General features: G+C 62.0%; 19 protein-coding genes. 16 read left to right on the forward strand and 3 right to left on the reverse strand.

The genetic code is table 11. The annotated features are described in order from the left end of the window. The first annotated feature begins 422 nt into the window (after positions 1-422). The 5 genes from SFUM_RS02455 (at position 423) to SFUM_RS02475 (ending at position 6,376) form a co-directional block, all read left to right on the forward strand. Positions 423-3,149, forward strand: coding sequence for a PD-(D/E)XK nuclease family protein (locus SFUM_RS02455; RefSeq protein WP_011697352.1), 2,727 nt, complete (start codon positions 423-425; stop codon positions 3,147-3,149). A 98-nt stretch (positions 3,150-3,247) separates the two neighbouring features. After that, positions 3,248-3,802 (forward strand): nucleotide triphosphate diphosphatase NUDT15, encoded by a 555-nt coding sequence (locus SFUM_RS02460; protein WP_011697353.1) that lies wholly within the window; start codon positions 3,248-3,250, stop codon positions 3,800-3,802. 193 nt (positions 3,803-3,995) lie between these two features. Beyond that, positions 3,996-4,205 carry a hypothetical protein gene (locus SFUM_RS02465; RefSeq protein WP_041439647.1) on the forward strand — a complete coding sequence of 70 codons (210 nt, stop codon included), beginning with the start codon at positions 3,996-3,998 and terminating at the stop codon, positions 4,203-4,205. Between the two features lie 207 nt (positions 4,206-4,412). Next, the gene (locus SFUM_RS02470; RefSeq protein WP_011697354.1) at positions 4,413-5,765 is read left to right on the forward strand and encodes a phosphomannomutase/phosphoglucomutase; all 1,353 of its coding nucleotides are present in this window, start codon (positions 4,413-4,415) and stop codon (positions 5,763-5,765) included. Between the two features lie 302 nt (positions 5,766-6,067). Then, complete coding sequence (locus SFUM_RS02475; protein ID WP_011697355.1) at positions 6,068-6,376, forward strand: ferritin family protein; 309 nt, start codon at positions 6,068-6,070, stop codon at positions 6,374-6,376. A gap of 193 nt (positions 6,377-6,569) precedes the next feature. On the opposite strand, the gene hisF is transcribed toward SFUM_RS02475, so the two are convergent. After that, complete coding sequence (gene hisF / locus SFUM_RS02480) at positions 6,570-7,349, reverse strand: imidazole glycerol phosphate synthase subunit HisF (RefSeq protein ID WP_011697356.1); 780 nt, start codon at positions 7,347-7,349, stop codon at positions 6,570-6,572. Between the two features lie 12 nt (positions 7,350-7,361). Next, on the reverse strand, positions 7,362-8,000 hold the full coding sequence (gene hisH, locus SFUM_RS02485; protein WP_011697357.1) for an imidazole glycerol phosphate synthase subunit HisH: 639 nt from the start codon (positions 7,998-8,000) through the stop codon (positions 7,362-7,364). Between the two features lie 244 nt (positions 8,001-8,244). Between hisH and SFUM_RS02490 the strand changes: the two genes are divergently transcribed. Further along, positions 8,245-10,839, forward strand: a complete 2,595-nt coding sequence (locus SFUM_RS02490; RefSeq protein WP_011697358.1) for a [protein-PII] uridylyltransferase family protein — start codon at positions 8,245-8,247, stop codon at positions 10,837-10,839. Between the two features lie 272 nt (positions 10,840-11,111). On the opposite strand, the gene SFUM_RS21255 is transcribed toward SFUM_RS02490, so the two are convergent. Continuing rightward, positions 11,112-12,371: a lytic transglycosylase domain-containing protein gene (locus SFUM_RS21255; RefSeq protein ID WP_011697359.1), complete on the reverse strand. Its 1,260-nt coding sequence runs from the start codon at positions 12,369-12,371 to the stop codon at positions 11,112-11,114. Between the two features lie 154 nt (positions 12,372-12,525). Between SFUM_RS21255 and SFUM_RS02505 the strand changes: the two genes are divergently transcribed. The 10 genes from SFUM_RS02505 (at position 12,526) to SFUM_RS02550 (ending at position 23,302) form a co-directional block, all read left to right on the forward strand. Then, positions 12,526-12,717: a hypothetical protein gene (locus SFUM_RS02505; protein ID WP_041439658.1), complete on the forward strand. Its 192-nt coding sequence runs from the start codon at positions 12,526-12,528 to the stop codon at positions 12,715-12,717. Positions 12,718-12,998: 281 nt separating this feature from the next. Next, the gene (locus SFUM_RS02510) at positions 12,999-13,394 is read left to right on the forward strand and encodes a phage holin family protein (RefSeq protein WP_011697360.1); all 396 of its coding nucleotides are present in this window, start codon (positions 12,999-13,001) and stop codon (positions 13,392-13,394) included. A 36-nt stretch (positions 13,395-13,430) separates the two neighbouring features. Continuing rightward, positions 13,431-14,396 carry a YheT family hydrolase gene (locus SFUM_RS02515; protein ID WP_011697361.1) on the forward strand — a complete coding sequence of 322 codons (966 nt, stop codon included), beginning with the start codon at positions 13,431-13,433 and terminating at the stop codon, positions 14,394-14,396. Between the two features lie 208 nt (positions 14,397-14,604). Then, on the forward strand, positions 14,605-15,504 hold the full coding sequence (locus tag SFUM_RS02520; RefSeq protein WP_011697362.1) for an ROK family protein: 900 nt from the start codon (positions 14,605-14,607) through the stop codon (positions 15,502-15,504). 242 nt (positions 15,505-15,746) lie between these two features. After that, positions 15,747-16,091 (forward strand): helix-turn-helix domain-containing protein, encoded by a 345-nt coding sequence (locus tag SFUM_RS23230; protein WP_167321303.1) that lies wholly within the window; start codon positions 15,747-15,749, stop codon positions 16,089-16,091. Between the two features lie 340 nt (positions 16,092-16,431). Then, positions 16,432-17,283, forward strand: coding sequence for an energy transducer TonB (locus tag SFUM_RS21260; RefSeq protein ID WP_011697364.1), 852 nt, complete (start codon positions 16,432-16,434; stop codon positions 17,281-17,283). Between the two features lie 871 nt (positions 17,284-18,154). Further along, positions 18,155-20,548: a TonB-dependent receptor gene (locus SFUM_RS02535; protein WP_049766263.1), complete on the forward strand. Its 2,394-nt coding sequence runs from the start codon at positions 18,155-18,157 to the stop codon at positions 20,546-20,548. Then, on the forward strand, positions 20,548-21,519 hold the full coding sequence (locus tag SFUM_RS02540; RefSeq protein WP_011697366.1) for an ABC transporter substrate-binding protein: 972 nt from the start codon (positions 20,548-20,550) through the stop codon (positions 21,517-21,519). Before SFUM_RS02535 ends, SFUM_RS02540 begins: the two co-directional genes overlap by 1 nt. Before the next feature lie 5 nt (positions 21,520-21,524). Then, on the forward strand, positions 21,525-22,535 hold the full coding sequence (locus SFUM_RS02545) for a FecCD family ABC transporter permease (protein ID WP_011697367.1): 1,011 nt from the start codon (positions 21,525-21,527) through the stop codon (positions 22,533-22,535). Next, a complete protein-coding gene (locus SFUM_RS02550; RefSeq protein WP_011697368.1) occupies positions 22,532-23,302 on the forward strand; it encodes an ABC transporter ATP-binding protein in 771 nt (256 codons plus the stop codon). Before SFUM_RS02545 ends, SFUM_RS02550 begins: the two co-directional genes overlap by 4 nt. The last annotated feature ends 16 nt before the right edge of the window (positions 23,303-23,318 follow it).

The following is a 23,318-nucleotide window of genomic DNA, read 5'->3' on the forward strand; positions in this document are numbered from 1 at the left end:
GGACAAGCTTCCCTTTTCCGGGTCATGAGTCGCTGTGATGGAGCCGCCTGCCGTTGGACGACATACCTTTCGGCAGTTTGAAATTGCCAGCGTGTTCCACACCTGATACTAATACTGGGGCCGATTTCCCGCTTTTTCGACGGGGCCGGAGCTCATTCCCGGGCGCACCGGCTCGAAGAAGCGGAACTGCAGCCCGTCCCGGGTGATGATTGTGGGCGTGAGCCCGATCCGCCACGTATCGAGCGAGGGGGAAAGCGCCTTCTTCCGTCTCGTTCCGCGGGGTGGATTCGCTCAGTTTTGATTATATATTCAGCCTGACTGACTTTTGTCAAAGTCTTTCCATTGATTGCCCCGCCGGATCGCCCGGCGGCAGGGTGACCGATCCCCCGGCGCAGTCGCGGGCCGTAATCGCTGGGTTGCGCATGACCAATCTCGAGTATCAAGAGAAGCTTCTGGACCTGATAACCGACGGGCACACGGTGCTTTCGGAAACGGAGCGGTTTGCCAATCAGTTGAGACTGCGTGCCCGCGGGCGGTATCGCAGACAAGGCGCGCCTGGCTGGGATGGGGTTGCGGTCGGGACGTTCAACGCGTGGGCAATGGACTGCTGGGAGGACTCATGGCCGAACGAATGGCCCGCATCGGATTTCACGAGATGGCGGCTGATCCGGGAAATCCTGCGGCACAATCCCCCCCCGGAACCGCTTCTTCCTGACCTCCCGCTTGTCGTCGCCGTCGACGAGAGCTTTGCGGGCTGTCTGCGTTACGGCATCGACCCGGGAGAGGGAGATCCCGCCAACCGCCTGGTGGAATGGCGGCGCGGCGTGTGGAAGGAATACCGTGACGCACTCCGCGCCTTGCTGCTCTTCCATCCCGCGTCGCTTCCCGAACGTTTGGGTTCGTTCCTGTCCCTGAACCCCGACGCGGTTCCGTCGAAGACGGTGATAGCGGGATTCGAGTTTGCCGGGTACTGGGAGAAGAAGCTTTTCTCCCGGTTGGCCGACACGCATGGTGCCCTCGCACTGCCGCTTCCACAGGTGAAGGCGAAACCGCGCGCCGTCGTCTACGCGGATCGGGAACAGGAAGTCTTCGGGCTGCTCGGCGACCTGATTCGTGGAGCCGGGGAAGGCCGTCTCCATGAGCTTGCCGTGGTGCTTCTCGATCGCGGGACGTATGCACCCATCCTGTCACAACATTTGAAGGATCTTCTCGGAGCCCAGCTCGAAGGCGAGAATGCCGCCTACAACCTGTTGGCCGGCGACGTGCTGACCTCCCAGTCACTCTGGAGGGCGGCGCTTCTGCCCCTGGATTTCTGCCTGGGCGGCGAATCCGGGACGCAGCTGTTCAGCCTGTTGCGTTCACCGTATTACGGTTATTTTGGAGCCCGCGGCAGGGCGCTCGCGCAGTGGGACCGGGTCTGGCGGGAGCAGGGAATCGAGAAGGGGCTGACGGCCCTGCTGGGTTCCCTGGGCGGGCGGGAAGATGTCCTGCCGCGGCGGGGTGCGGAGCTGACCGAAGGACTCGGCGCTCTCACGGATCGTGGCACGCGTGCCGCATCCGAGTGGAGCGCAGGCCTTCGATCGTTCTGGAAGCAAATGGAATTTCCGGTCATCGCCAATGAGCGCGATCGGATCGCCTGGCAGCGGCTGACCGGCCTGCTCGACGGCTTCGATGCCGAATTGGGCGATTCTTCGATGCGTGCCGCGGAGTTTGCGGCATGGCTCACTGCGGCGGGAGAAAAGGCTCCGGTTCAACCTTCGGGTTTCGAGGACGCGGGCATTCAGGTAATCGGCGAGTTGGAACTGCGGGGACTGGCCTTCAAAAGGCTGTTTGTGCCCGGCTTTCTTTCCGGCGTCATTCCGCAGCCGGCCAGGTCCCTGCCGTTTCTGAGCGTGCGGGAGCGCAGGCTTGTTCTCGGCGGTACGGCGGAAAGCCAGTTCGAGTTCGCGGCACATCTCTTCGGTCAGGTTCAGGCGGCGGCTCGGGAAACCGTGGTGAGTCGCCCGTTGCTCGGCGAGGGGGGCGAACCTTGCCTGCCCTCTCCGTTCTGGCCGGCGTCCGAAGAGACGATGGCCCCCGTGATCCCGTGGCGCCATGACCTGCCCGTGATGCAGAGGGCAAGATGGGTGAGGGACGGCATTGAAGGGATCGCCGCGGCCATGGAGCGCAAGGAGCCGGCCGGCAAAACGCATGCCGGGGGCGAATCGGCTCCCGACCTTTACCGGGCCGAGCGTCTCCGGTTTCCGTCCGAGGTCTCCGTCAGCGAACTGGAGCTCTTGCTGGCCTGTGCCGGGCGGTTCTTTCTGCGGGTCATACTGGGACTCGAAGCGCTTCCCGTCCCAACGCGCGGTCTTGACGCGGCGGTCCGTGGCCGGAAAATCCACGCGCTCCTGGCCGGCTTCGGCAGAAGACTCCGAGGGATTCCGGGCGGCCACGAGCGGGAGCCCGAAGCATTGTGCCGGCTGCTCGACGAGATGGTTCGCAAGGATATTGAAGAACAGGCTCGGGTTGCGCACTGGCGAGTGGAACTCGCGAGGCTGCTGGGCGGAGCGGAAGGCGCGCCGGGCTTGCTCAAGGAATGGCTCGCGCTCGAGTGTTCCAGGTTTGGGGAGGGGTGGCGTTGGACGGCGTTCGAACCGAGCTTCGACAACTTGAAACTCCGCGATTGCCCGGTGGGGATCAAAGGGCGGCTCGACAGGCTGGATCTTCATTCCGAGCTCGGTTGCATATGCTGGGACTACAAGACCGGCGCCGCGCCGGGCATGAAGGAAGTGCTCGAAGACTTCAAAGCCCCGCAACTTCCGGTCTACCTGCTGGCCGTTCGCAAGGGCCTGGTCCCCGCGATCGGAGACCGCCGGGTGACGTTGGCCGCCGGGTACATCGCTCTTCAGTCCGTCCGCAAATTGAATCATTGCCTTGTGATCGGAGCCGATGAGCGGATGGAATCCTTCCTGTCGCAGTGGGAATCGGTCCTTGCGGAGAAGATCGACGCTGCAAGGCGCGGCCAATTGGCGCCATTGTGGGTTTTGCAGCCGTGCGAGGAGCGCTGCGACTATGAATGTCTCTGCGGAGAGCTGCTTTTTGCGGGGCCTGAAGCCGCGAGCGGTTGCGCAGCGCCGGGCAACCCGGTCGAGCGCGGCCGGGGGTAAGGGGCGGAGGCCGCCGGAACCGATTGAATCCGCTGCACGGCGGCGGTTTCCGATTCGCGGTTTCGGGCGGTGAACGACCGGGATGGAGGGAGTCGGGCATGTCTTGTCGGGAAACCGAGAAAGAGTGCGGCGCGGCTCTGAAAGGGAAGCATTGGGAGCCGCGATATTGTGCGTATTGCGGGAAGGTGCTCGGGATCAGGCTGGAAGGCGCTCACCCGCGACTCCACTGTTCAAGCTGCAACGTCATCCATTACCGTAACCCGACGGTCGGCGTCGCCGTGATCCTGGTTGAAGAAGGCAGGCTGCTCCTTGTAAAACGTTCCGGCACCTACGAAGGCATGTGGTGCATTCCGTGCGGGCACGTCGAATGGCACGAGGATGTGCGGCGCGCCGCCGAGCGGGAGTTTTTCGAGGAAACGGGACTGAGGGTGAAAGCGGGCAAGGTTTTTGAGGTTCATTCGAATTTTCATGACCCGCGACACCACACGGTGGGCGTATGGTTCCTCGGGACGCGTTGCGAAGGAACGCTTCGTCCCGGCTCGGATGCCTCCGATGCACGGTTCTTCGCCCTGGACGAGTTGCCCGAAGATCTTGCCTTCCCGACCGACCGCCTGGTGTGCGAGAAGCTCAGAGAGTTGCACGGCGCGCCATGAGGCGGGTCGTTCTTGCGCCTGTGGCACGCTCGGCCTTCCAGGACATGCGTTCGAGCCGAACGGCGCAGGCGGTCGGATTTTTTTCGGAGCGTTTTTGTAATTGACCCGCAAAGAAATGTTTGCTAAAGGTTTCACGAGTTTTGAATGGTTTTGTCCAGCTGAAAAGCCTGCTTATACGCAATGAGGGGGTATCATGTTTGGTGTAGGCGAGTTGTTGTGTGCGGAACTGAAACGCAGTGTCTCCAGTATGTTGCCCATGGACATACCCTGGTACGATCCCAGCCACACCGTCTTCTTCGCGGCGTTGTACGGCGCGCTTTCGGTGATCGGGATCGGCCTCGTGGCGAGCGTTATCCTGACGATCAAGCGCATGAAGGGCGGCGAGGAAAGCGGGCATCACTGAGTCTGCCCTGCCGCCTGCGTTGAGCTGCATCCCGCATCGTTCCACCATCATGGCCTGACGGGCTGAGAAGACGATCCTCGGTGAGCCCGGCAGAGCACCGCCGCCACGGCCTGCCTTTATCGGGCGGGCCGGTTGTCGTTTTGCCGTCCGCATTCCCAAGCTATTCCGCCTGCGTGGCCGCCATGTCGAGTAAAGGAGCTGATCTTCGTGGATCCGAACGTCTTTCGAGAATACGATATCAGGGGTATTGTCGGTTCTGAAATCCGGGACCGTGACGTCTACCTGCTGGGCAAAACCTTCGGCACCTATATGGTCCGTCAGGGAAAATCCCGGGTGGTCGTGGGAAGGGACTGTCGTCTGAGCTCGGATCGGTTCCGGGATTTGCTCGTGGAAGGGATGCTGGAAACGGAGCTCGATATCGTCGACCTCGGCGTTTGTCCCACTCCGCTCCTCTATTTTGCGCTTCATCACCTGAAGCGGGAGGGCGGCGTGATGATCACCGCCAGCCACAACCCTCCGGAATACAACGGCTTCAAGATCTGCAACGGTGTCGACACCATCTCGGGAGCTGAAATCCAGCGAATTCGGGAACTCATGGAGTCAAGGGATTTTGCGGGCGGAAGGGGAGAAATCAGGCAGTTCGCCATTCAGGAGCCTTACATCGACTACGTGCTCCAAAGCGTGCGCCCGAAGCGGAGCCTGCGAATCGGCCTGGACGCGGGGAACGCCACCGGGGGACCCGTCGCTCTCCCCTTGCTCCGCGACCTGGGATGCCGGGTCTACCCGCTCTACTGCGAAATGGACGGCACCTTCCCCAATCACGAGCCCGACCCCACGGTCATGGAGAACATGCGGGACATCCAGGAACTGGTTGTGAAGGAGAATCTGGATGTCGGCATTGCACTTGACGGAGACTGTGACCGGTTGGGGGTCATCGATCACCGGGGCGAAGTCGTTTTCGGAGACAAACTGATGATCCTGTTCGCCCGCGAAATTCTGTCCCGCCGTCCGGGTTCGCTGTTCATCTCCGAGGTGAAATGCTCGAAGACGCTGTATGACGATATCGAGCGCAACGGCGGCCGGGCAATCATGTGGAAGGCGGGGCATTCTTTGATAAAAGCCAAGATGAGGGAAGTCGACGCGGTTCTGGCCGGAGAGATGAGCGGCCACGTCTTCTTCAAGGATCGATATTTCGGCTTTGACGACGGAATCTATTCCGCCTGCCGCCTTATCGAGATCCTGGCGGCTACCGGGAAGACCATTCCCGAGCTGCTGGAAGGCGTGCCGCCGACCTTCAGCACTCCCGAAATCAGGATCCCCTGTCCCGACGATATCAAATTCGAGGTGGTGGAACAGGCCAGGCGATCGTTTGCAGAAAAACAATTCCGGATTATCGATGTGGACGGCGCGCGCATCGTATTTCCCGACGGCTGGGGGCTCGTGCGCGCATCCAACACCCAACCCGTTCTGGTGCTTCGCTACGAGGCCGATTCCCCCGAACGCCTGGATGCGATCCGCAACCTGGTGGAAGGGACACTCCACGCGATCATGAACCGTTGACCGCAATGCATTCCGAACGGCGGGTTTCCCCCGAATGCGCCGAGACGGCGGAGTGCGTTTCGGCGTTCGGCATGGAGCGCGACGACGGTCGTTCAACAGAGCAGGCGCAAGCTATTGACCCCGCCCGCGGGGCACATTAGCTTGGGTTTTGCACAGCTGTTTCGTGGGCGGGAGAGCGTTGCCTCGCTGCCGGCCGGAGTCTTCGACGGGCCCGGGAGCGCGCTCGCAAGGTTTTCGCCGCGAAGGGCGGGAACGACCCGTATATCATGTCTGGACCCCGACTTCGATTAAAGGAGGACATCATGCCGGACTTCGGGACTGCTTTTTCGGGTTTGGCGCTGGAGAAGAGAAAACTGACGCACGAGGAGCTGATCAGGGCGATCCGGTTCATGGTTGCGGCCGAGTATGAGGCCGTGCAGCTCTATGTGCAGCTTGCGGAATCAATCGACAACGAGCTTGCCGCGACGGTGCTCAGGGACATTGCCGAAGAAGAGATCGTCCATGCGGGGGAGTTCCTGAGGCTGTTGAAGGAACTGGCGCCCGAAGAGGAAGGCTTCTACAAGAAAGGCGCTGAAGAAGTCGAGGAAATGATCCGGGAGCTGAAGAAATAGGACGTGAGCGGGGCGGCGCCGCACTGCCCGGCCATTCCCGCGCGTGACGGGGGAAGATGAGCCGATGGGAGGCGCTTAGAGTAACGGCCGGCGCCATTCCCCTGCGTGACGGGAAAAGAGGGGGGTGTCGGAGGGACAATCCCTTCGGCGACTCGCTCTCACCGTTTGGCACGGCGGTCCGCGGACGGTGTTCTCACCAGGTTTTCCGCACCCTTATGCCGTTGTCGTCCAGAAACTGCTTGATCCGGCGGATGCTGTAGGTGCCGTAGTGGACCATGGAGGCGATGAGCGCGGCGTCCGCCCGGCCTTGCTTCAGCACGTCGGCCAGATGATTCGGAGTTCCGGCTCCGCCCGATGCGATGACCGGGATCCGGACGCTGGTGGAGATCAGCCGGGTCAGCCTCAACTCGTAGCCGTCGCGGGTGCCGTCGGCGTCGATCGAATTGAGACAGATCTCTCCCGCTCCCAGGCGCTCCGCCTCCAATGCCCACCAGAGCGCATCGAATCCCGTGGTCGTGCGGCCCCCGTTGATCACGATCTCGTAGCCGGAAGGAATCCTGGTGGAGGGCGCGACGTGTTTGACGTCCATCCCCAGGACGATGCACTGGCTCCCGAACGCTTCCGCGCCCTGGCTTATGATATCGGGATTGAGCACCGCGGCGGAATTCACGCTGACCTTCTCGGCACCCGCAAGGAGCACGTCCCGCATGTCCTCGAGGGTCCTGATCCCTCCGCCGACGGAAAAGGGGATGAAGATGGTCTCCGCAACCCTTTTCACCACGTCCAGCATGATGCCCCGACGATCGCTCGACGCGGTGATGTCGTAGAACACGATCTCGTCGGCGCCCTCCTCGTAATAGAATCGTCCCATGTCCACCGGGTCGCCGATGTCGACGTTGTTCCTGAATTTTATCCCCTTGGTTGTCCGCCCGTCGCGAACGTCGAGACAGGGGATGATCCGTTTGCTCAGCATTCTCTCTCCTCGCTATCGGGACACTCGGCCGTCCCACCGGCAGAAATTGGCCAGGATACGCAATCCCGGAGGTCCGCTCTTTTCGGGGTGAAACTGAACCGCGACGAGGCTGTCGTGGGCGACTGCGGAGGCAAAACGGATTCCGTACAAGGTGCGGCCGACAATGTGATCGCTGTCGCGCGGGTCCGGGAAATAAGCATGCACGAAATAGAATTCATTGCCTTCCCGGACGTCGGCAAAAACGGGATGCGCCTTGTCGAACGCCACGGAATTCCAGCCCATGTGCGGTATCTTCAGCCTTTCCCCTTTCGTGTCCGTGAGATCGTTCGGGAAACGGCGGACTGCGCCGGGCAGAATCCCGAGGCAAACGGTGTCGTTTTCCTCGCTGTGGTCGAACAGGACCTGCATTCCGACACAAATCCCCAGGATGGGTATGCCCGAGGATCGGCGTTCCCGGAGGAGCTCATCCAGGCCGAGCTCCCGCAAATCCGCCATGGACTTCCCCGCAGCCCCGACACCCGGGAAGATGATACGGTCGGCGTCCCTGATTTCGTCGTGCGAGTGCGTAATGCGGCAAGGGAATCCCAGAAAATTCAATGCTCTTTCAACGCTGGTCAGGTTGCCGGCCCGGTAGTCCAGAATTGCGATCACTGCGTGCTCCTCCGACTTGGTGTGTCCTCAAAATATTTTTCAAGTAAAATAGTCGGAACGAGGCACACGGTCAAGGCCGCGGGCCGTGGAGCGTTGTGACGCGCGGTGCGACGTCCGTTCGCTTTCCACCGCCACCCGGTGGAGCGCGCAGCGAAAAACTGCTTCGGGAATGCAAATTGACGGGCGATGGCTTAATATTCATCGTGGGTTGTGCGCAACGACATCCAAGGAAAGGTAACCCGAGATGCATTCTATTTCAGAGTCATTGAGAAAACAGCGGGAGCAAGTCCTGAGCGACAGCAGCGAGGATGCCCTGATCCGGCACACGAGTCTGCTGGAAATCGCCATCATCTCCCTTTACAACCGGCTCGTGAACCGGCTCAGCCAGGATACGGAGCATTTCCGGTCCAGCGCCGCGGTGATCGGCCTGGACGGTTTCGCGCGCGGAGTCATCGGCCCCGGTCAGCCGGTGCGCATCCTTTTCCTGATGACGGATTCCGCGTTGTGGAATGCAAGCTGGCTGGACGAAATCACCGTGCCCCTGACCGAGGCGGGCTGGACCGTGGATTTGCGCCGGGAGACCATCGATTCGCTGATGATCGCGCTCGAAGGCGATTTTGAGGCATTCCTGGAGTTGCTCGAAATGAGGTATGTCTCCGGGAATCGCCAATTGCTGGAACAGGCTGAGAAGGGCATCGAGGGATTTATCGAGGCGCGGCGCGAGGAATTGCTTTCCCGCCTGTACGGCACGGTCAAAGCCAGGGAGGGGAGGCTGCAGAAACCCGAAAGTTGGCTCGAGCCCGATTTGCAGGACAATCCGGGCGCCCTTTCCGACATCGTGGCGATACGGCTGGCCTGCCGCATCGCATCCAATATCCGGAGCCTGGATGATGCCATCTTCATGGGATACCTGGTGCGCCGGGAGGTGGATTTCATCCGGCATGCGGAAAAATCGTACATGCGCCTGCTGGGCCTGTTGAGGAGCCTGTCGGATAAGTCGTCCGGCGTGCTTCATTTCGACGAGCAGGGACTGCTGGCGGACAAGCTCGGCTACGCCGAAAGAGCCGGTTACCTCCCGGTGGAAAGCCTGATGCAGGAAGTGTTCCAGCTGTTTCACGGGGTGGGGGTGGTTTCCGCGGAGTTTTGGGAGCGCCTGAGGGAGAGCCGGGAAAACCTTCCCGCAGCCGGGGAAATGCGGGGCGAGCCCCTGGAAGAGGGCCTTTTCGTGTTGAACGGGAAGATCCACATTCAAACGGACCGCTACCCCGCGACCCCCGGACACCTCGTCCACCTGTTCCGCCTCGCGGCCGAAGGAGGGCTGGGGTTCGCCAACGTCACGCGGCAATGGGTCCACCATCATCGTAACGCACTGAATTCCTCCTCCGGAGATCCGCTGGTCAAAGAGGAACTGTTCGCACTGATCCGGGCGGATTCGGAAGACCTTCCCGCGTTCCGACGATTTTGCGACAACGGCCTGTTCACCGCATTGATACCGGAGCTTGCCGCGGTCTACGGGCTGGCGCAGCATGACGCGTTTCACCTGTATCCCATTCACGAGCATCATCTGCGTACGTTGAGCGAATTGAAGAAGATACGGGCCGGCTTCTATTCGGCGGCCGAACCCGAGCTCACCCAGATCGCCCGGGGCATCGAGGACCCCGTCTGGCTTTACCTGGCCGGATTGCTGCACGATATCGGGAAGAGTTCGGGAAGGGGGCACGCGGCCAAAGGCGGAGAAATGATTCCGGCCATTGCGCGCCGCCTGGGCCTGGAACCCGAGGAAACCTCCAAGGTCCGTTTTCTTGTGGCCCAGCACCTGTTGCTCATGGACAGCGCTTCGCTCAGAGACCTTGCGGACCAGGAGATGCTGGCCGGATGCGCGGCTGCGGTGGGCAGTTCCGAACTGCTCGATCTGCTCGTTCTGCTGAGCTACGCGGACATGCTGTCCACCGGACCCAAGGCCCGGCAGAAATGGAGGGACACGCCGGTTCTCGCCCTCTACAACAGCATCCGACACCTGCTCGAGAAGGGAGAACCGAGCGCCCGGGCCATCACGGAAAGAATCGAACGGTTGCGAAACCAGGTCCGCAACGAAGTGCTCGACCTGGTGGACGAGGCACAGCTGGACTCGTATTTCTCCCAACTGGTTCCGCGATACCTTCTTTCGATGCAGCCGAAGGCCGTCGCCAGGCACCTGCGCATGTGGCGCCATCTCCAGTCCTCCGATACGCCCTTCGTGTGGGAGGTCGAGTCTTCGGGCGATACCGCGGAAATCACCATCGTGAGCTGGGAAAAACCGGGGCTGCTCTCCCGGTGTGCCGGCCTCCTGACGCTTCACAGCATGAACATCCTGGGAGCGCAGGTGTTTACCATGCACAACGGATTGATTCTGCTGATCTTTCAGTGTCGCCTGCCGGGCGGCGCGGGAGGCGGGATGGATTGGAACGCGGTTCGGCTGGATGTGGAACGCCTGCTGCTGGGCAAGATGGCGCTCGACTACCGCATTGCCGAGCATGCCCGGCGGCGGCCGGCCTCCCAGGTCCCGATGCGGACCGCGCCGAGCCAGGTCCTGGTGGATAACCAATCATCGGCGATGTACACCATCCTGGAGGTCTACACGGTGGATCGGGTGGGGCTGCTCTACACGATCGGCAGGACCCTGTTCGAGCTGCAAATCCGTATATCCGTCGCGAAGATCACGACCAAGATCGACCAGGTCGCCGACGTCTTCTACGTCAGGACCCATCAGGGAGAGAAAGTCAGCGATCCCGAGCAGATCGACGAGCTGAAAAGAGCGCTTCTTTTCTGGTTGGACGGCCCCGCGGAGATGCCGGCCTGAGCGGTACAACGTCGGCGGGGGCCTTCCGCGGGACCATCGACCTCGATGAGCGGTCCGCGTGCGATCATGACGAAGACTTCATGGTCATGAACCGCATGGCCGACGACGCCGGCGAGGGACCGGCGCCATTCCCGGAAAAACGCAAACCGGCGCGGAGGCGGAGTTGATCGCGGAATTCCGCCTCCCGTCCCGCGGAAGGGGGGACGGAACGTCGGGGATGGATCGCCGCCTTCGGAGGAGCGATCATCCGGAAGGACGACGAGCGCACAGGCTCAGGGGATCTTCAGCTTCTGTCCCGGAACGATGTCGTTGCCCCTGAGACGATTGGCCTTCTTGATGTCCTGCGCGTTCACCCTGTAATGCCTGGCTATGCTGAACAGAGTGTCTCCTTTCCTGACCGTGTGGAAAGTTTCCGCGGGCTGTCGGGACTTGGCCTTGAGGGGCGAGGGTTTTGGCTGACGCACCTGGGCCGGCTCCCTTGGAGCCTCATCCGACGACGGCTCCGGAACGGAGGAGGACATGGACGCCCGGCTCGCGCTGAAATTCTGTTCGAAGGCCGGACCGCATCCGGCGGGGAATTTGACCTCGTGGCAGCCGGAAGGGATGACCTCGGCACGGAACTCGGGGTTGAGCCGCTTGAATTCCCGGTACGTGGTGCCCGCGCATGCGGCAACGGTCTGGATGGGGGTGGAACAGGACAGGTTCATGGTCACGCGGTCCACCTTCAGCTCACCGTAGCCCATTCCCTTGGGAAGGCAGTACCCGTATCGGGTCGGATTGCCGAGGACCGCCTTGACCGCGAGGATTCGCATTACGTAGCGCTCCGTCTCCGTCGGAAGCTTCAGGTGGTAATAGTCCCTTGTTCCCTGTGCCCGGGATTCGTCCAGGATCCGTTTTTCGCCGCAGTTGTACGCGGCGATTGCCAGTGCCCAGTTGTTGTATTTGCGGTTCAGATCGCTCAGGTATCGGAAAGCGCTGATCGTGGATCGCTCGAAATCGTATCGCTTGTCGATGGAGCCCTGCTGATGCAGGCCGTAGGCGGATCCGGTCGCGGGCATGAACTGCCAGGGGCCGGCCGCTCCCTTGGGGGAAACCACATTCGGCACCAGGTCGCTTTCCACGATCGCCACGTACTTCAGGTCGTCCGGCAGACCCATGGACTTCAGGCGTTCCTCGATTTGCGGGAAATAGCGATCCATGCGCTTCAACCAGAGGTAAACCTGGGCATGGTTATAGACCACCGTGGTGAACTCACGGTCGAAGCGTTCCCTCACGGAGTCGTGCTGCAATGGAACCGGCTCCCCGCAGAGATCCAGCCGGTCGGGGGGCGGGTAATATGGAAACGTGGCGGCACAGGATACGGGTGCGGCCTGCGGCGCGACGTGAACGGGTTCCCTGGCGGCCGGGGGCTGAGGCTGAGGGGAGACGCTCGGGGATGGCTGCGGGGTGGTGGTACAGCCCGAGCAGACGATGGACAGCAGGATGCCGAGCACGGCGGGAGCAACGCCTCTGAAACCGATTCGATTCAACATGTTCAAACCTCGTTCTCTGGGACCTTTCTGATTCGATGACGATGTTTCCAAGCCGTTGAAGAAGCGCCCATCCTCCATGCGGGTGGTATCGGGGGGGCGCACCGCGTGCCGTGTTCACTCCGATTGTCTCGGGCGGGCACCGGGAGGGGCGTCGATGTCTCGGAACGCCCTATATCTTCCCTCCATGTATCGGACCCATGCCGGGGGGGGACCGGGCCGCTTTTTCGCGGTTCTCATCGTCGCCCGCTGGAGCCTTCAGACGACCTCTCCGAGCAGGTCCCTGCGGACTCCGTCCGGCCTGGCGACGGACAAAGTCCCTTCCATGGACAAGGCTCCTCGGTCCTGAGCATTCCGGCAAATCAAATCTGATTGTGTAGATTCATCATGTCCCGGGGCCCCGGGCAATGCTTCCTCGTCCGAAACCTTTACCTCAGTATCCGCCTCCTGTCCATCCAAAACGAGCCCCCGACGGGTTGTGATTCCCAAATTGGAATTGCGCCGGCGCACCGGGGGAAACGGTGTTTTCAAAGCGCCCGATTTGGGCTAGATTGAGCGCGTCGGAATGTTCGAGGGCATGATTGGAAGTGATTCGGTGCGGTCCAGACGGCGCTGAATGGAGGGCTGTGGATGAGGGGCTTGGTTTTGCGGTGGCTCGTTGTGACCTTCGCAATCGTATGCGCATCGTATCTCATCGAAGGGATCCGCGTGAGCGGTTTCTTCTCGGCATTGTTCGCCGCCGCGACGCTGGGTGTGCTGAACGTCTTCCTCCGGCCGCTGATCCTCATCCTGACCTTGCCGATCAACGTGCTCACGTTCGGTTTGTTCACCTTCGTCATCAATGCCCTGATGCTGAAGATGGCTTCTTCGGTGATTCCCGGCTTCCACGTGGAGGGGTTCTGGGCCGCCGTTTTCGGAGCGCTGGTGATCAGCGTGGTCGGCTGGGTGCTGTCGGCCTTCATCGATGACCGGGAAAGCGGCGGAATCATCGACTTGAAGAAAAAAGACGGCAACCGGTGGGGGTAACCTCGGACCTTTCCTCGAAACCCGGTACGGAGTGACATGCCGCTGATCGATCCTTCATCGTACGTGCCTCCCGCCCTGTTTTCCAACGGGCATATCCAGACGATCTTTCCGGCCCTGCTGCGAAAGGTGGACGGGGTTTTTTACCATAGGGAGAGGATCGCCACCCCCGATGAGGATTTTCTGGACCTGGACTGGTCGAGGATGGGGGCCCGGCGGCTGGGTGTCGTTTGCCACGGCCTGGAGGGAGATTCGACGCGCGCGTACGTCATGGGCATGGTCAGGGCGCTGAACGGCGCGGGATGGGACGCTCTTGCCTGGAACTATCGCGGCTGCAGCGGAGAAATCAACCGGCGGCTGCGGTTCTATCACAGCGGGGAAACCGGGGACCTCGGCACGGTGATCGCTCACGCGGTTGCCTCCGGCGTCTACGAAAAGGTTGCGCTGATCGGGTTCAGCGCGGGTGGGAACATCGTCCTGAAGTACCTGGGCGAAAAGGGAGAGAGCCTGGCGATGCCCGTCTGCGGGGCGGCGGCCTTTTCCGTGCCCTGCGACCTCGGAGCGAGCGCCCGTCGGCTGGCCGATCCGGGCAATCGGTTCTACCTGCGGCGTTTCCTGAAGCTGCTGCATGAAAAAATCCGGCGGAAAATGGAGCTCATGCCCGGTGAAATCGACGATCGCGACTATGACCGGATCAAGACCTTCAAGGAGTTCGACGATCGATATACGGCGCGCTTGTTCGGTTTCAAAGACGCCGAAGACTACTGGCGAAGGGCGAGCTGTAAGCCGTATCTCGAGAGAATCAGGGTTCCGGCGCTGCTGGTGAACGCCCTCGACGATCCCTTCCTGACCCCGGAATGCCGTCCCGTGGAACAAGCGCGCCGAAGCCCGTTCTTCTTCCTGGAGCTGCCGGGGAGCGGCGGGCACGTCGGCTTCGTGTCCTTCGCAAGGGACGGCCGGTACTGGTCCGAGCGGCGAGCGGTCGAATTCCTGGACGCGATGTAGGCCGAACGGCGCGCCTCCGGGTCGCGACCGCAACGCGGCACGGCCCGAGGAGCCGAGACGAGGTTTCCATGAGTGTCGAAAGCCTTTGCCGCCGACGCCCCGGCGCGGCATTCCGGGAGACGGACCAGCAATCGTCGCGATGCCGTGCCCGCGCGGCGTCCGCGGCGGCGGCCGGATGACAGGCGACGGATCGGGAGGTGAGGGGACCATGCTCAGACTGGGGGTCGACCTGGGGGGGACGAAAATCGAGATCATCGCCCTGGACGACGGCGGCAATGAGCTCGCGCGATTCCGCGAAGCCACTCCGCGGGGCGATTATCGGTCCACCCTCGAGGCCGTGGCCCGGTTGGTTTCGAAAGTCGAGGCCGAGCTCGGGGGGGAACGGGGAAGCGTCGGGATCGGCACTCCCGGGGCCGTTTCCAGGGCCACCGGCCTGCTCAGGAATTCCAATTCCGTGTGTCTCAACGGAAAACCCATTGCGCGGGACCTGGAAGCCGTGCTCGGTCGCCCCGTTCGCATCGCTAATGACGCCAACTGCTTTGCTCTTTCGGAATATCGGGATGGAGCGGCCCGCGGAGCGCGGGTGGTCTTCGGAGCGATCGTCGGCACGGGCACGGGCGCGGGGATCGTGGTTGGAGGCGAGGTGCTGGAAGGCGTGAACGCCATCGCCGGAGAATGGGGTCACAATCCGCTTCCCTGGCCGAAGGACGACGAACGGCCGGGGCCGCGCTGCTACTGCGGTCGCTACGGGTGCATCGAGACGTTCCTTTCCGGCCCGGGCATGGCGGCCCTGCATGCACTGTCCACGGGGGACCGGCTCCCGCCGGAGGAAATCGTCGCCCGGGCGGACGAGGGCGATCCCTCGTGCGAGCACACCCTGCTGCGGTACGAAGACCGCATGGCCCGTTCGCTGGCGCATGTCATCAACATCCTCGACCCCGACGTCATCGTTTTGGGCGGGGGCATGTCCAACATCCGGCGCCTGTACCGCAACGTCCCACGGCTGTGGGGCGCCTATGTCTTTTCCGACCGGGTGGACACGCGCCTGGTGCCTCCGCGGTTCGGCGACTCCAGCGGAGTGCGCGGCGCCGCCTGGCTCTGGGGGTGAAGTGCGGGGGATGAGAATGCGCTCGCAGCGGTTGTCCGCCGGGCGACGAAGGGCGCATGAGCGGACTTCGCGACTTCAGGCGGAAAGGGATCGGCTGCGGGAGCGTGTCTTTCGACCCCCGGGGTGCTCATCCGTCCGTTCACATCTGTCTTTCCGGCAGGAACGAATCATGCATCTTCTCTCATTTCTGCAACGATAGACCTGCGGTCACGCCAAGTGAGGGGACATACCAGGAGAATGACGTGAAGGCCTACGGGTGGTTCAAGGAAATGCGCGACGAAGCGCGGGACAGCTTCGAATTCAAGCTCGCGGCGCTCAAAATCGAGGTCACGGAGAGAATCCTGGAAGCCATGGAGCGCAGGAGCATGAATCGAAAACAGCTTGCCGACTCGCTCGGAGTGAGCAAGGCCTCGGTCTCCAGGCTCCTGAACAACGGTTCCAACGCCACGCTCAAGACCCTTCTGCAAATTGCCGAGGCACTGGATTGCGATTTGAGCATCGGCATTAGGCGCAGGGCTGCAGCAAGAGATTCCGGGAAGACCGAGGAAGAAGACCCTGAAAAGATGAAAAAAGCGGCAGCGCGGTAGCTGAATCCGTGGATTCGTTTATGGTGATCCCTACCTTCTCGGCCTCCAACCGGTTGCCTTGCTCGGTTTGGGTTCCGGGCAAAATCCATTGACACGGGACCCTGTCTAATGGATACTTAGCGTTAATGAGCCGGCAATGGGCCCGGGGGAGTGCAACGCACCACGAAGGTGCGGGGCCGCCTGCTCGTGAGCCCGGTCGCGGGGTTGCGGCCGGAACCATATCCGTATTCCGATTTCGTCCAATGAGGCCGTGAAAGCCTTGTCTTCCGCCGTAGGCGGGGGGGAGCGCTTTTGCGGCCTTTTTCTTTTTTTTACCTTCAGCCCGGTCGGTTTTCGAGTCATGCGGCTTTGGCAGAACCTCACCATATCCATCCTGGGTCATCTCGGCGTTGCGTGCGTCCTTTGGGCCACGCCGCTTGCGATCTACCGGCCGCCGCCTTGGATGGAGGTCCGGCTCATATCCCCGGCGGATTTCCACGGCCGGGCGGAAATCCCCTGTGACGGGAACGGAGCCGGGGAAGGCGGCCCCGCTGCGGACGACAACATCCATGCCGCACCGAAAGAGGTTTGCGCGGTAAAGCAATTGCCCCCTCCCGAACAGCGGCCCGAGGAGCCGAAACTTGAACCGCCCGTTCGGAACCGGTCCGTAAAGAAAGAAAAACCCCCGGCAAAACCGAAGGGTGCTTCCCGGGTGGTTCCGCTCGCGGCTATCCGCGCCGACGCACAACGGCCGGCGGACCCTGCGGAATCCTCCGCGGGAGAAGGTGCGGCGGCAGCGGGATCGCACGCCTCCATCGGGCCCGGCACCTTTGCTTCGGGGACTCCGTCCGGTGGTTCCGTGGATGCGGGCGCGGGCGCGGGGTCCCTCAGCCCGGGAGGACCGGGCGAAGGGGTGGTGGACGCCCGGTTCGGAGCCGCAAACGGTCCCAGGTTCCATCGCCTGGTGAAACCGAGGTACCCCAGTGTTGCGCGGCAACTGGGGAAGGAGGGCACGGTTGTGCTGCGGGTGACGATCGATGAAAAGGGGCGCGCGATCCACGTTGAAGTCTTGACGCGGGCGGGCTCCGGTTTCGAGGAGGAGGCGATCCTGGCGGTGAGGGAATCCACTTTCACTCCGGCCAGGTTGAACGGACACGCCGTCAAGTCGAGGGCTGTGCTCCCCATCCGGTTCGCTCTCACGAATTCGGGGTAGGTATGCGCGGGAGCGACATTGAGGCGCTTCAAGACGGCACAACATCTGCCCGTCGGGAGGTCATGCGGGCGGGCATAAAGCCCGCCCCTACGGTCCGATGTGCCCGTCAGACGCAGTCGGGAGGTGACGCGGGCGGGGATAAACACCGGGGACCGTGCGGATTCGTAGGGTGGGCACGGTTCCTCCGTGCCCACGGTCCGGCCGGGAGCTTCCCCATCGGGCCGATGGTATGGCCGGGAGGGAACAGCGTGCCCACGATCAGGCCGGGCCTCTCGTGCATCCGCACTCGTTATGAGCGCTGCGAAAGCGTGCGGCCGCCTGCCTCTTCAATGGGGGCGTTCCACGCGTCGGCTCCAGGTCGTTCATGGCGCCAAGCGCTGGGGCAGGGGTATTGGGACCGTGGGCTGCGCTGTCGCGCATCCCACCCTACTGAACAACACCGTTGCCACGGACCGATGTGCCGGGCAGACGCATACAGGGGAAGGGCTTCGTGCCCTCCCGCCCAACGCACTCGTCTTGAACGCAATTATCCATGCCCCCTGCGACACCCGCGAAGCATGAAAACAGACTCCCGAGGGAGTCTATTTTCTAGGTAAAATTGTATGCGAAGGGGAAGAGAGAGAGGGGGTGAAGCTTTTCACGGGAAGCGGGGAACGACGCCCGTGCGCTCCCGTGACGGAGCTGCGGGGCTTTGAAATCGGATTGAACGCGGGGATGAAGGGGCATGGGAGAGCCACCCCCCGCAGGAGGAGGAATGGAGCAGGTCCCGGTCCTTTGGCCGAGGCGGGACCTGCTCCCCGGAATGAATGGAGACCCATTCACACGCCTTTTCTAGCACAGCAAAAGGCGTCGGACAAGAGAGGGGTATTTCATGGAATCGAGAGGAATCGTCCGAAGGTTTGTCGCATTGTCACGCTCACGTTCGCATTCGGTTCAAGCGAACGAACGGCCCGGAATTGCCGCGTGCTTCCTGGTCATGTTCCTGTTGTTGCTGCCCGGCCTTCTCCTGCCGGCGGTCGCGGTTGCTGCGGACGCCGCGGAAAAGGTCGCGCCGGCGGAATCCCGGACCGGGAGTTCCGAAATCGGTTACACCGCCGCCGAAGGCGCTCCAGCACCAGGCCATGCCGATGAGACGGCAAAAAAGGACCATCCGCTCGATCCCATCGTGGTGACGGCGACTCGGACGGAAAAATCCATCGTGGACGTGCCGGCCGCCACTTCGGTCGTCACCAGGGAAGACATCGAAAGCCGGAACATCCAGAAGGTGGACGAGGCCATGAACCTGGTCCCCGGGTTGTTCGACAAGCGCGCCAAGGGGCTCGACACCACGGGCCGGGTGACGTTGCGGGGGCTGCCGGACCAGAAGAGAACCCTCGTCCTGCTGGACGGCCAGCCGTTGAACAACGGCTATACGGGTCATGTGGACTGGAATTCGATCAACCCGGAAGACGTGCAGCAGATCGAAGTCGCCCGCGGGCCGTTTTCTTCCCTCTACGGCGGAAACGCCATGGGCGGCGTGGTCAACATCATCACCCGCATGCCCGAGAAGCGGGAATTCACCGTAAAAGGCGGGTACGGCAGCGACAATTACTGGAGCACCTACGGATCGTACGGCGACAAACTGTTCGACCGTCTGAGGCTGCTCGCCAGCTTCGGATACAAGTCGAGCGACGGGTACCCCAGCGGCCTTGTCGTGAAAAAACCGAGCGGATCGGGAGGGACCCCAGCCAGGGGAGCCGTTCCCACGACGGACACTTACGGGAACCCGGCCTTCATCATCGGCGATACGGGCGACAACAGCTGGTGGACGCAGTCCGGCGGGCTCAAGCTTTCCTACGACGTCTGTGAGGAGGCGAAGGTATTCTTTTCATACCGAAACAACCAGTACGGCTACGGGTACGACAATCCCAACAGTTATCTGACGAACGCCATGGGGGATACCATCTGGTCCGGCCCCGTCAACTTCAGGGGCAATACGCTGAGCTTCACCGAAGGGTCTTTTCTCAGCGGCGGAGGCGGCATTCTCCAGAATCTATATAACGGCGGCCTCGAAACCCGCCTCTTCGGGGATTCCGTGCTCAAGCTCTCCGGGGGGCTCATCGACATGCCGACAAACTGGTATGTCACTCCATCGTCGTCAACCGCCACCCGGTCCGGCGGGCCCGGCACGATCAGCGAAACCCCCACTCGCGCCTACCACGCGGACGCACAGCTGTCCATTCCCGTGCTCGAAAAGCACATGCTCATCGTGGGGACCGCCTTCCGCCACGACGAGGCCAACAACCAGGAACACGCCCTGACCGACTGGACCGACACCGGGTCCAAGGCGGACCTGACTTATGAAGCCAAGGGAGCGGACAATATCTTTTCCTTCTATTCGCAAGCCGAAATAGCGCTCTTCAGGGACGTCACCCTCTACGCCGGGCTGCGCGGCGACTACTGGGAAACCTTCGACGGCATGGCCGACCAGGTCGGCGTCGCGGGCTATCCCCAGTATTACGATTCAAAAGGGGAGTTTTCGGTCAATCCCAAGGGCTCCGTCGTCTACAAGCCCTTGGACGGGACGACGTTCAGGGCGTCCGTCGGGACGGCATTCCGGCCCCCCAACGTGTACGAGCTGTATCGAACATGGGTCACCAGCTACGGCACGGTCTACCAGGGCAACCCGAAACTCGATCCCGAGAGCAGTTTCTCGTGGGATATCGGGGTGGAGCAGAAAATCGGACAGAGCACCGTGCTGAAGCTCACCTATTTCAACAACACCATCGATGACTTCATCTACTTCAGAACCGTGACCCCCACGCTTCTCGTCCAGACGAACGCCGGAAAGGCCGAAACCGACGGTTTCGAGCTGGAAGCGGAAACCAGGCCGTGGGAATGCCTGAAGCTCTTCACCAGTTTCACGTACACTCACAGCGAGATGCTGGACAATCCCGCGAATCCGCTCACGGAAGGCAAGCAGCTCCCCGGGGTCCCCCGGTACATGTTCAGCGCCGGGGGCGAGGTAAAATACCGCAGGCTTTCTTTCACCGCCATCGGGCGCTACGTCAGCAAGCAGTACAGCAGCGATCAGAACCTGGACACCGTCTCCGGGGTGTACGGTTCCTACGATGCGTATTTCGTGGGCGAATTTGCGGCGAGATACAAGCTGACGGATTGGGCGACGATCGATTTCGCGGTGAACAACATCTTCGACAACAACTACTACAGCTACTACAAAGCCCCCGGGAGGCAGTTCTTCGGGGGGGTGACGGCGAGATTCTGATGGCGGCAATTCTGGTCTGGTTTCAACTTGTCCTGTTCGTGGCGGCCGGCGCCGCGCCGGCGTTGGCCCACGCGCTCACCCTGAAGGACGCGGCGGGAAAGGACGTCGAGATCGCGCTCCCCGTGAGAAGGGTCGTCTTTCTCTCGCTCTACGATCTCATCCCGGTGTTCGGCATATGGGACCGCGCGGCGGGAATAAACCGGTGGGCGTTCGACAGCGCGGTGCTCAAGGGGTTCCCCGAGCTTAAGGCATGCACCTCCGTGGGCACTGGGGATTCGGTGAACGTCGAGACCCTCCTGTCCCTGCACCCTGACCTGGTGATCACCTGGTCCTACAAGCCGGAGGTCACGGCTTTCCTTGTCGAAAGAGGGCTCAAGGTCATCTCCGTGTGGCCGGAAAGTCTCCGCGAGCTCTACCAGGTGATCGATCTGTACGGGAGAATCTTCCAGAAGGAGGACCGGGCACGCGAGGTTCGGTCCTTGATGGAAAACAGCCTGGCGGCCACGGCATCGAAAGTGTCGAAGGTCGCGCCGGAGAAACGTCCGAAGGTGCTGTGGGTCTGGACGAAGCCCACAACGGTCAGCGGCGGGATCGGCCTCCAGCAGGATCTCATTCGCCTGATCGGGGCGGTCAACCCCGCGGAACACATACCGTCGAAGCAGGCGGACGTTTCGCTGGAATGGATCGTTGCGTGGGACCCCGATGTGATCTTCATCTGGGGGAGCGCTCGGTACGGTCCCGGGGATCTCGCGTCGAACCGGCAGTGGAAGTCCGTCAAAGCGGTCAGGAACGGGCGCGTTTACAAGGCCCCCGCCTTGTCCACCTGGTCGCCCGCCGTCAGCACGCTCGCGCTCTGGATGGCTTACAAGGCGCATCCCGGATGCTTCGATAGTAGGGAAGCCCTGGAGGCGATCCGGGAGTTTCACATGAAATGTTTCGGGGTTCCGCTGGAAGGACTGGCTCTCGACTAGGTCGGATGGGTTTCGTGAACAGGAAATGGCTGAAGTTTTCACTGGGGATATCGCCGCTGCTTTTTGGCGGGCTGTCGCTCTTTTGGGGGGCATACGGCATTTCTCCGCTCCTGACGGCGAAGATCCTGCTGTCCAAGGTTTTTTTCTTCGACGCGACCCCCGCGCCGGAGCTTTCCATCGTGTGGGAAATCAGGCTTCCGCGGGTGGTTCTCTCGGGCGTGGTCGGCGCGGCCCTGTCCGGGGCGGGGGTCACTCTCCAGGGAATCTTCCGCAACCCCCTGGTCGATCCGTTCATTCTCGGGCTGTCGTCCGGGGCCGCATTCGGCTGTGCCCTGTCCGTGGCCGTCTTTCCACAGTTTCCGATCCAGGTTGCGGCGTTCCTGTTCAGCCTGGTCGCCTCCTTTTCCACCTACATGCTCGCGCGAACCCAGGGAGAGGTGTCGCGCCTGCATCTCGTGCTGTCCGGCATAGTGGTTTCGGCATTCTTCAGCGCGTTGGTTTCCATACTCAAGTTCCTGGTGGACCCCCACAAACTGGTGAGCATCGTCTACTGGCTTCTCGGGAGCTTTTCGCTTGCGGATTGGCGGGCCGTGGGCGTCGTGTCGCTCTCCATGCTTGCGGTGAGTTTCCCCCTGATCCTGATGCGGTGGCGCCTCAACGCGCTGTCCATGGGGGAGGACGAAGCCCGGGCACTTGGAATACCCGTCGAGCGGGACAGGCTTCTGTTCATTGGGGCCGCCTCGCTTGCCGTCGGAAGCGCCGTATCCGTCAGCGGCATCATCGGGTGGGTGGGGTTGATGGTGCCCCATCTCACGAGAATGCTCGTCGGGCCGGACCACAGGGTGCTCGTGCCCTTTTCCCTCGCCGTGGGGGCGGCTTTCATGATCTTCGCCGACACCCTGGCGAGGAACCTCACGGCGTTCGACCTCCCCGTCGGGATCATCACGACGTTGAGCGGCACGCCTTTTTTCGTCTACCTGATGAAACGGGGCGCAAAGGAGAGCTGGGGAAAATGATCGAAGTCAGGGGAGTCACCTTTTCTCACAACGGGTCGCGGGAGACGGTCCTGCGCGAGATCGATTTTCTTGCCCGCGGGGGTGAAATCACGGCGGTTCTCGGCCCCAACGGCTCCGGGAAAACGACGCTTTTCCAATGCCTGCTGGGGATCTGGAAATTTCAGAAAGGGGACGTGCTGTTCGAAGGGGAATCGATGAAGCATTTGAAACGAGTGGAAATCGCCAGAAGAATCTCCTCGGTGCCCCAGGAGCACGAGCCCCCGTTTCCCTACACCTGCTTCGACATTGTGCTCATGGGGAGAACGGCCCACGTGGACGTGTTTTCGTCGCCGGGGGAAAAGGACTCGGACCTGGCCCACGAGGCGATGGAAGCCCTCGGCATTCGTCACCTGGCTTCCCGCCCGTACACCAGGGTGAGCGGCGGGGAACGGCAGATGGTGCTCGTGGCCCGCTGCCTGGCTCAGAACGCGCCGGTGATGCTCCTCGACGAACCTTCCGCTCACCTCGATTTCAGGAATCAGAACCTGATCCTGGCCAAAGTGAAGCAGATCGTGCGGGAAAGAGGCTTGACGGTCATCATGAATCTTCACGATCCCAACATGGCCCTCATGTTTTCCGACCAGGTGCTTCTCCTGAAGCAGGGGCGGCTCATCGCGCACGGAACGCCCGACGATGCGATCACCCGGAAGAATCTCTGGGACGTCTACGGGCTGGAAGTCGAGTTCCTCACGGGCAGCGGATTGCGGATGATATGCCCGAGAATCTGAAAACAGCCGGATCGTA

Source organism: Syntrophobacter fumaroxidans MPOB (genome assembly GCF_000014965.1).
Lineage (GTDB): Bacteria > Desulfobacterota > Syntrophobacteria > Syntrophobacterales > Syntrophobacteraceae > Syntrophobacter > Syntrophobacter fumaroxidans.

Bases quoted from the DNA above. Each gene is read 5' to 3' on its own strand.
- SFUM_RS02455 (WP_011697352.1), top strand. From the start codon at position 423: ATGACCAATCTCGAGTATCAAGAGAAGCTTCTGGACCTGATAACCGAC.
- SFUM_RS02460 (WP_011697353.1), top strand. From the start codon at position 3,248: ATGTCTTGTCGGGAAACCGAGAAAGAGTGCGGCGCGGCTCTGAAAGGG.
- SFUM_RS02465 (WP_041439647.1), top strand. From the start codon at position 3,996: ATGTTTGGTGTAGGCGAGTTGTTGTGTGCGGAACTGAAACGCAGTGTC.
- SFUM_RS02475 (WP_011697355.1), top strand. From the start codon at position 6,068: ATGCCGGACTTCGGGACTGCTTTTTCGGGTTTGGCGCTGGAGAAGAGA.
- hisF (WP_011697356.1), bottom strand. From the start codon at position 7,349: ATGCTGAGCAAACGGATCATCCCCTGTCTCGACGTTCGCGACGGGCGG.
- SFUM_RS02490 (WP_011697358.1), top strand. From the start codon at position 8,245: ATGCATTCTATTTCAGAGTCATTGAGAAAACAGCGGGAGCAAGTCCTG.
- SFUM_RS21255 (WP_011697359.1), bottom strand. From the start codon at position 12,371: ATGTTGAATCGAATCGGTTTCAGAGGCGTTGCTCCCGCCGTGCTCGGC.
- SFUM_RS02505 (WP_041439658.1), top strand. From the start codon at position 12,526: ATGTCTCGGAACGCCCTATATCTTCCCTCCATGTATCGGACCCATGCC.
- SFUM_RS02510 (WP_011697360.1), top strand. From the start codon at position 12,999: ATGAGGGGCTTGGTTTTGCGGTGGCTCGTTGTGACCTTCGCAATCGTA.
- SFUM_RS02515 (WP_011697361.1), top strand. From the start codon at position 13,431: ATGCCGCTGATCGATCCTTCATCGTACGTGCCTCCCGCCCTGTTTTCC.
- SFUM_RS02520 (WP_011697362.1), top strand. From the start codon at position 14,605: ATGCTCAGACTGGGGGTCGACCTGGGGGGGACGAAAATCGAGATCATC.
- SFUM_RS21260 (WP_011697364.1), top strand. From the start codon at position 16,432: ATGCGGCTTTGGCAGAACCTCACCATATCCATCCTGGGTCATCTCGGC.
- SFUM_RS02535 (WP_049766263.1), top strand. From the start codon at position 18,155: ATGGAATCGAGAGGAATCGTCCGAAGGTTTGTCGCATTGTCACGCTCA.
- SFUM_RS02540 (WP_011697366.1), top strand. From the start codon at position 20,548: ATGGCGGCAATTCTGGTCTGGTTTCAACTTGTCCTGTTCGTGGCGGCC.
- SFUM_RS02545 (WP_011697367.1), top strand. From the start codon at position 21,525: ATGGGTTTCGTGAACAGGAAATGGCTGAAGTTTTCACTGGGGATATCG.
- SFUM_RS02550 (WP_011697368.1), top strand. From the start codon at position 22,532: ATGATCGAAGTCAGGGGAGTCACCTTTTCTCACAACGGGTCGCGGGAG.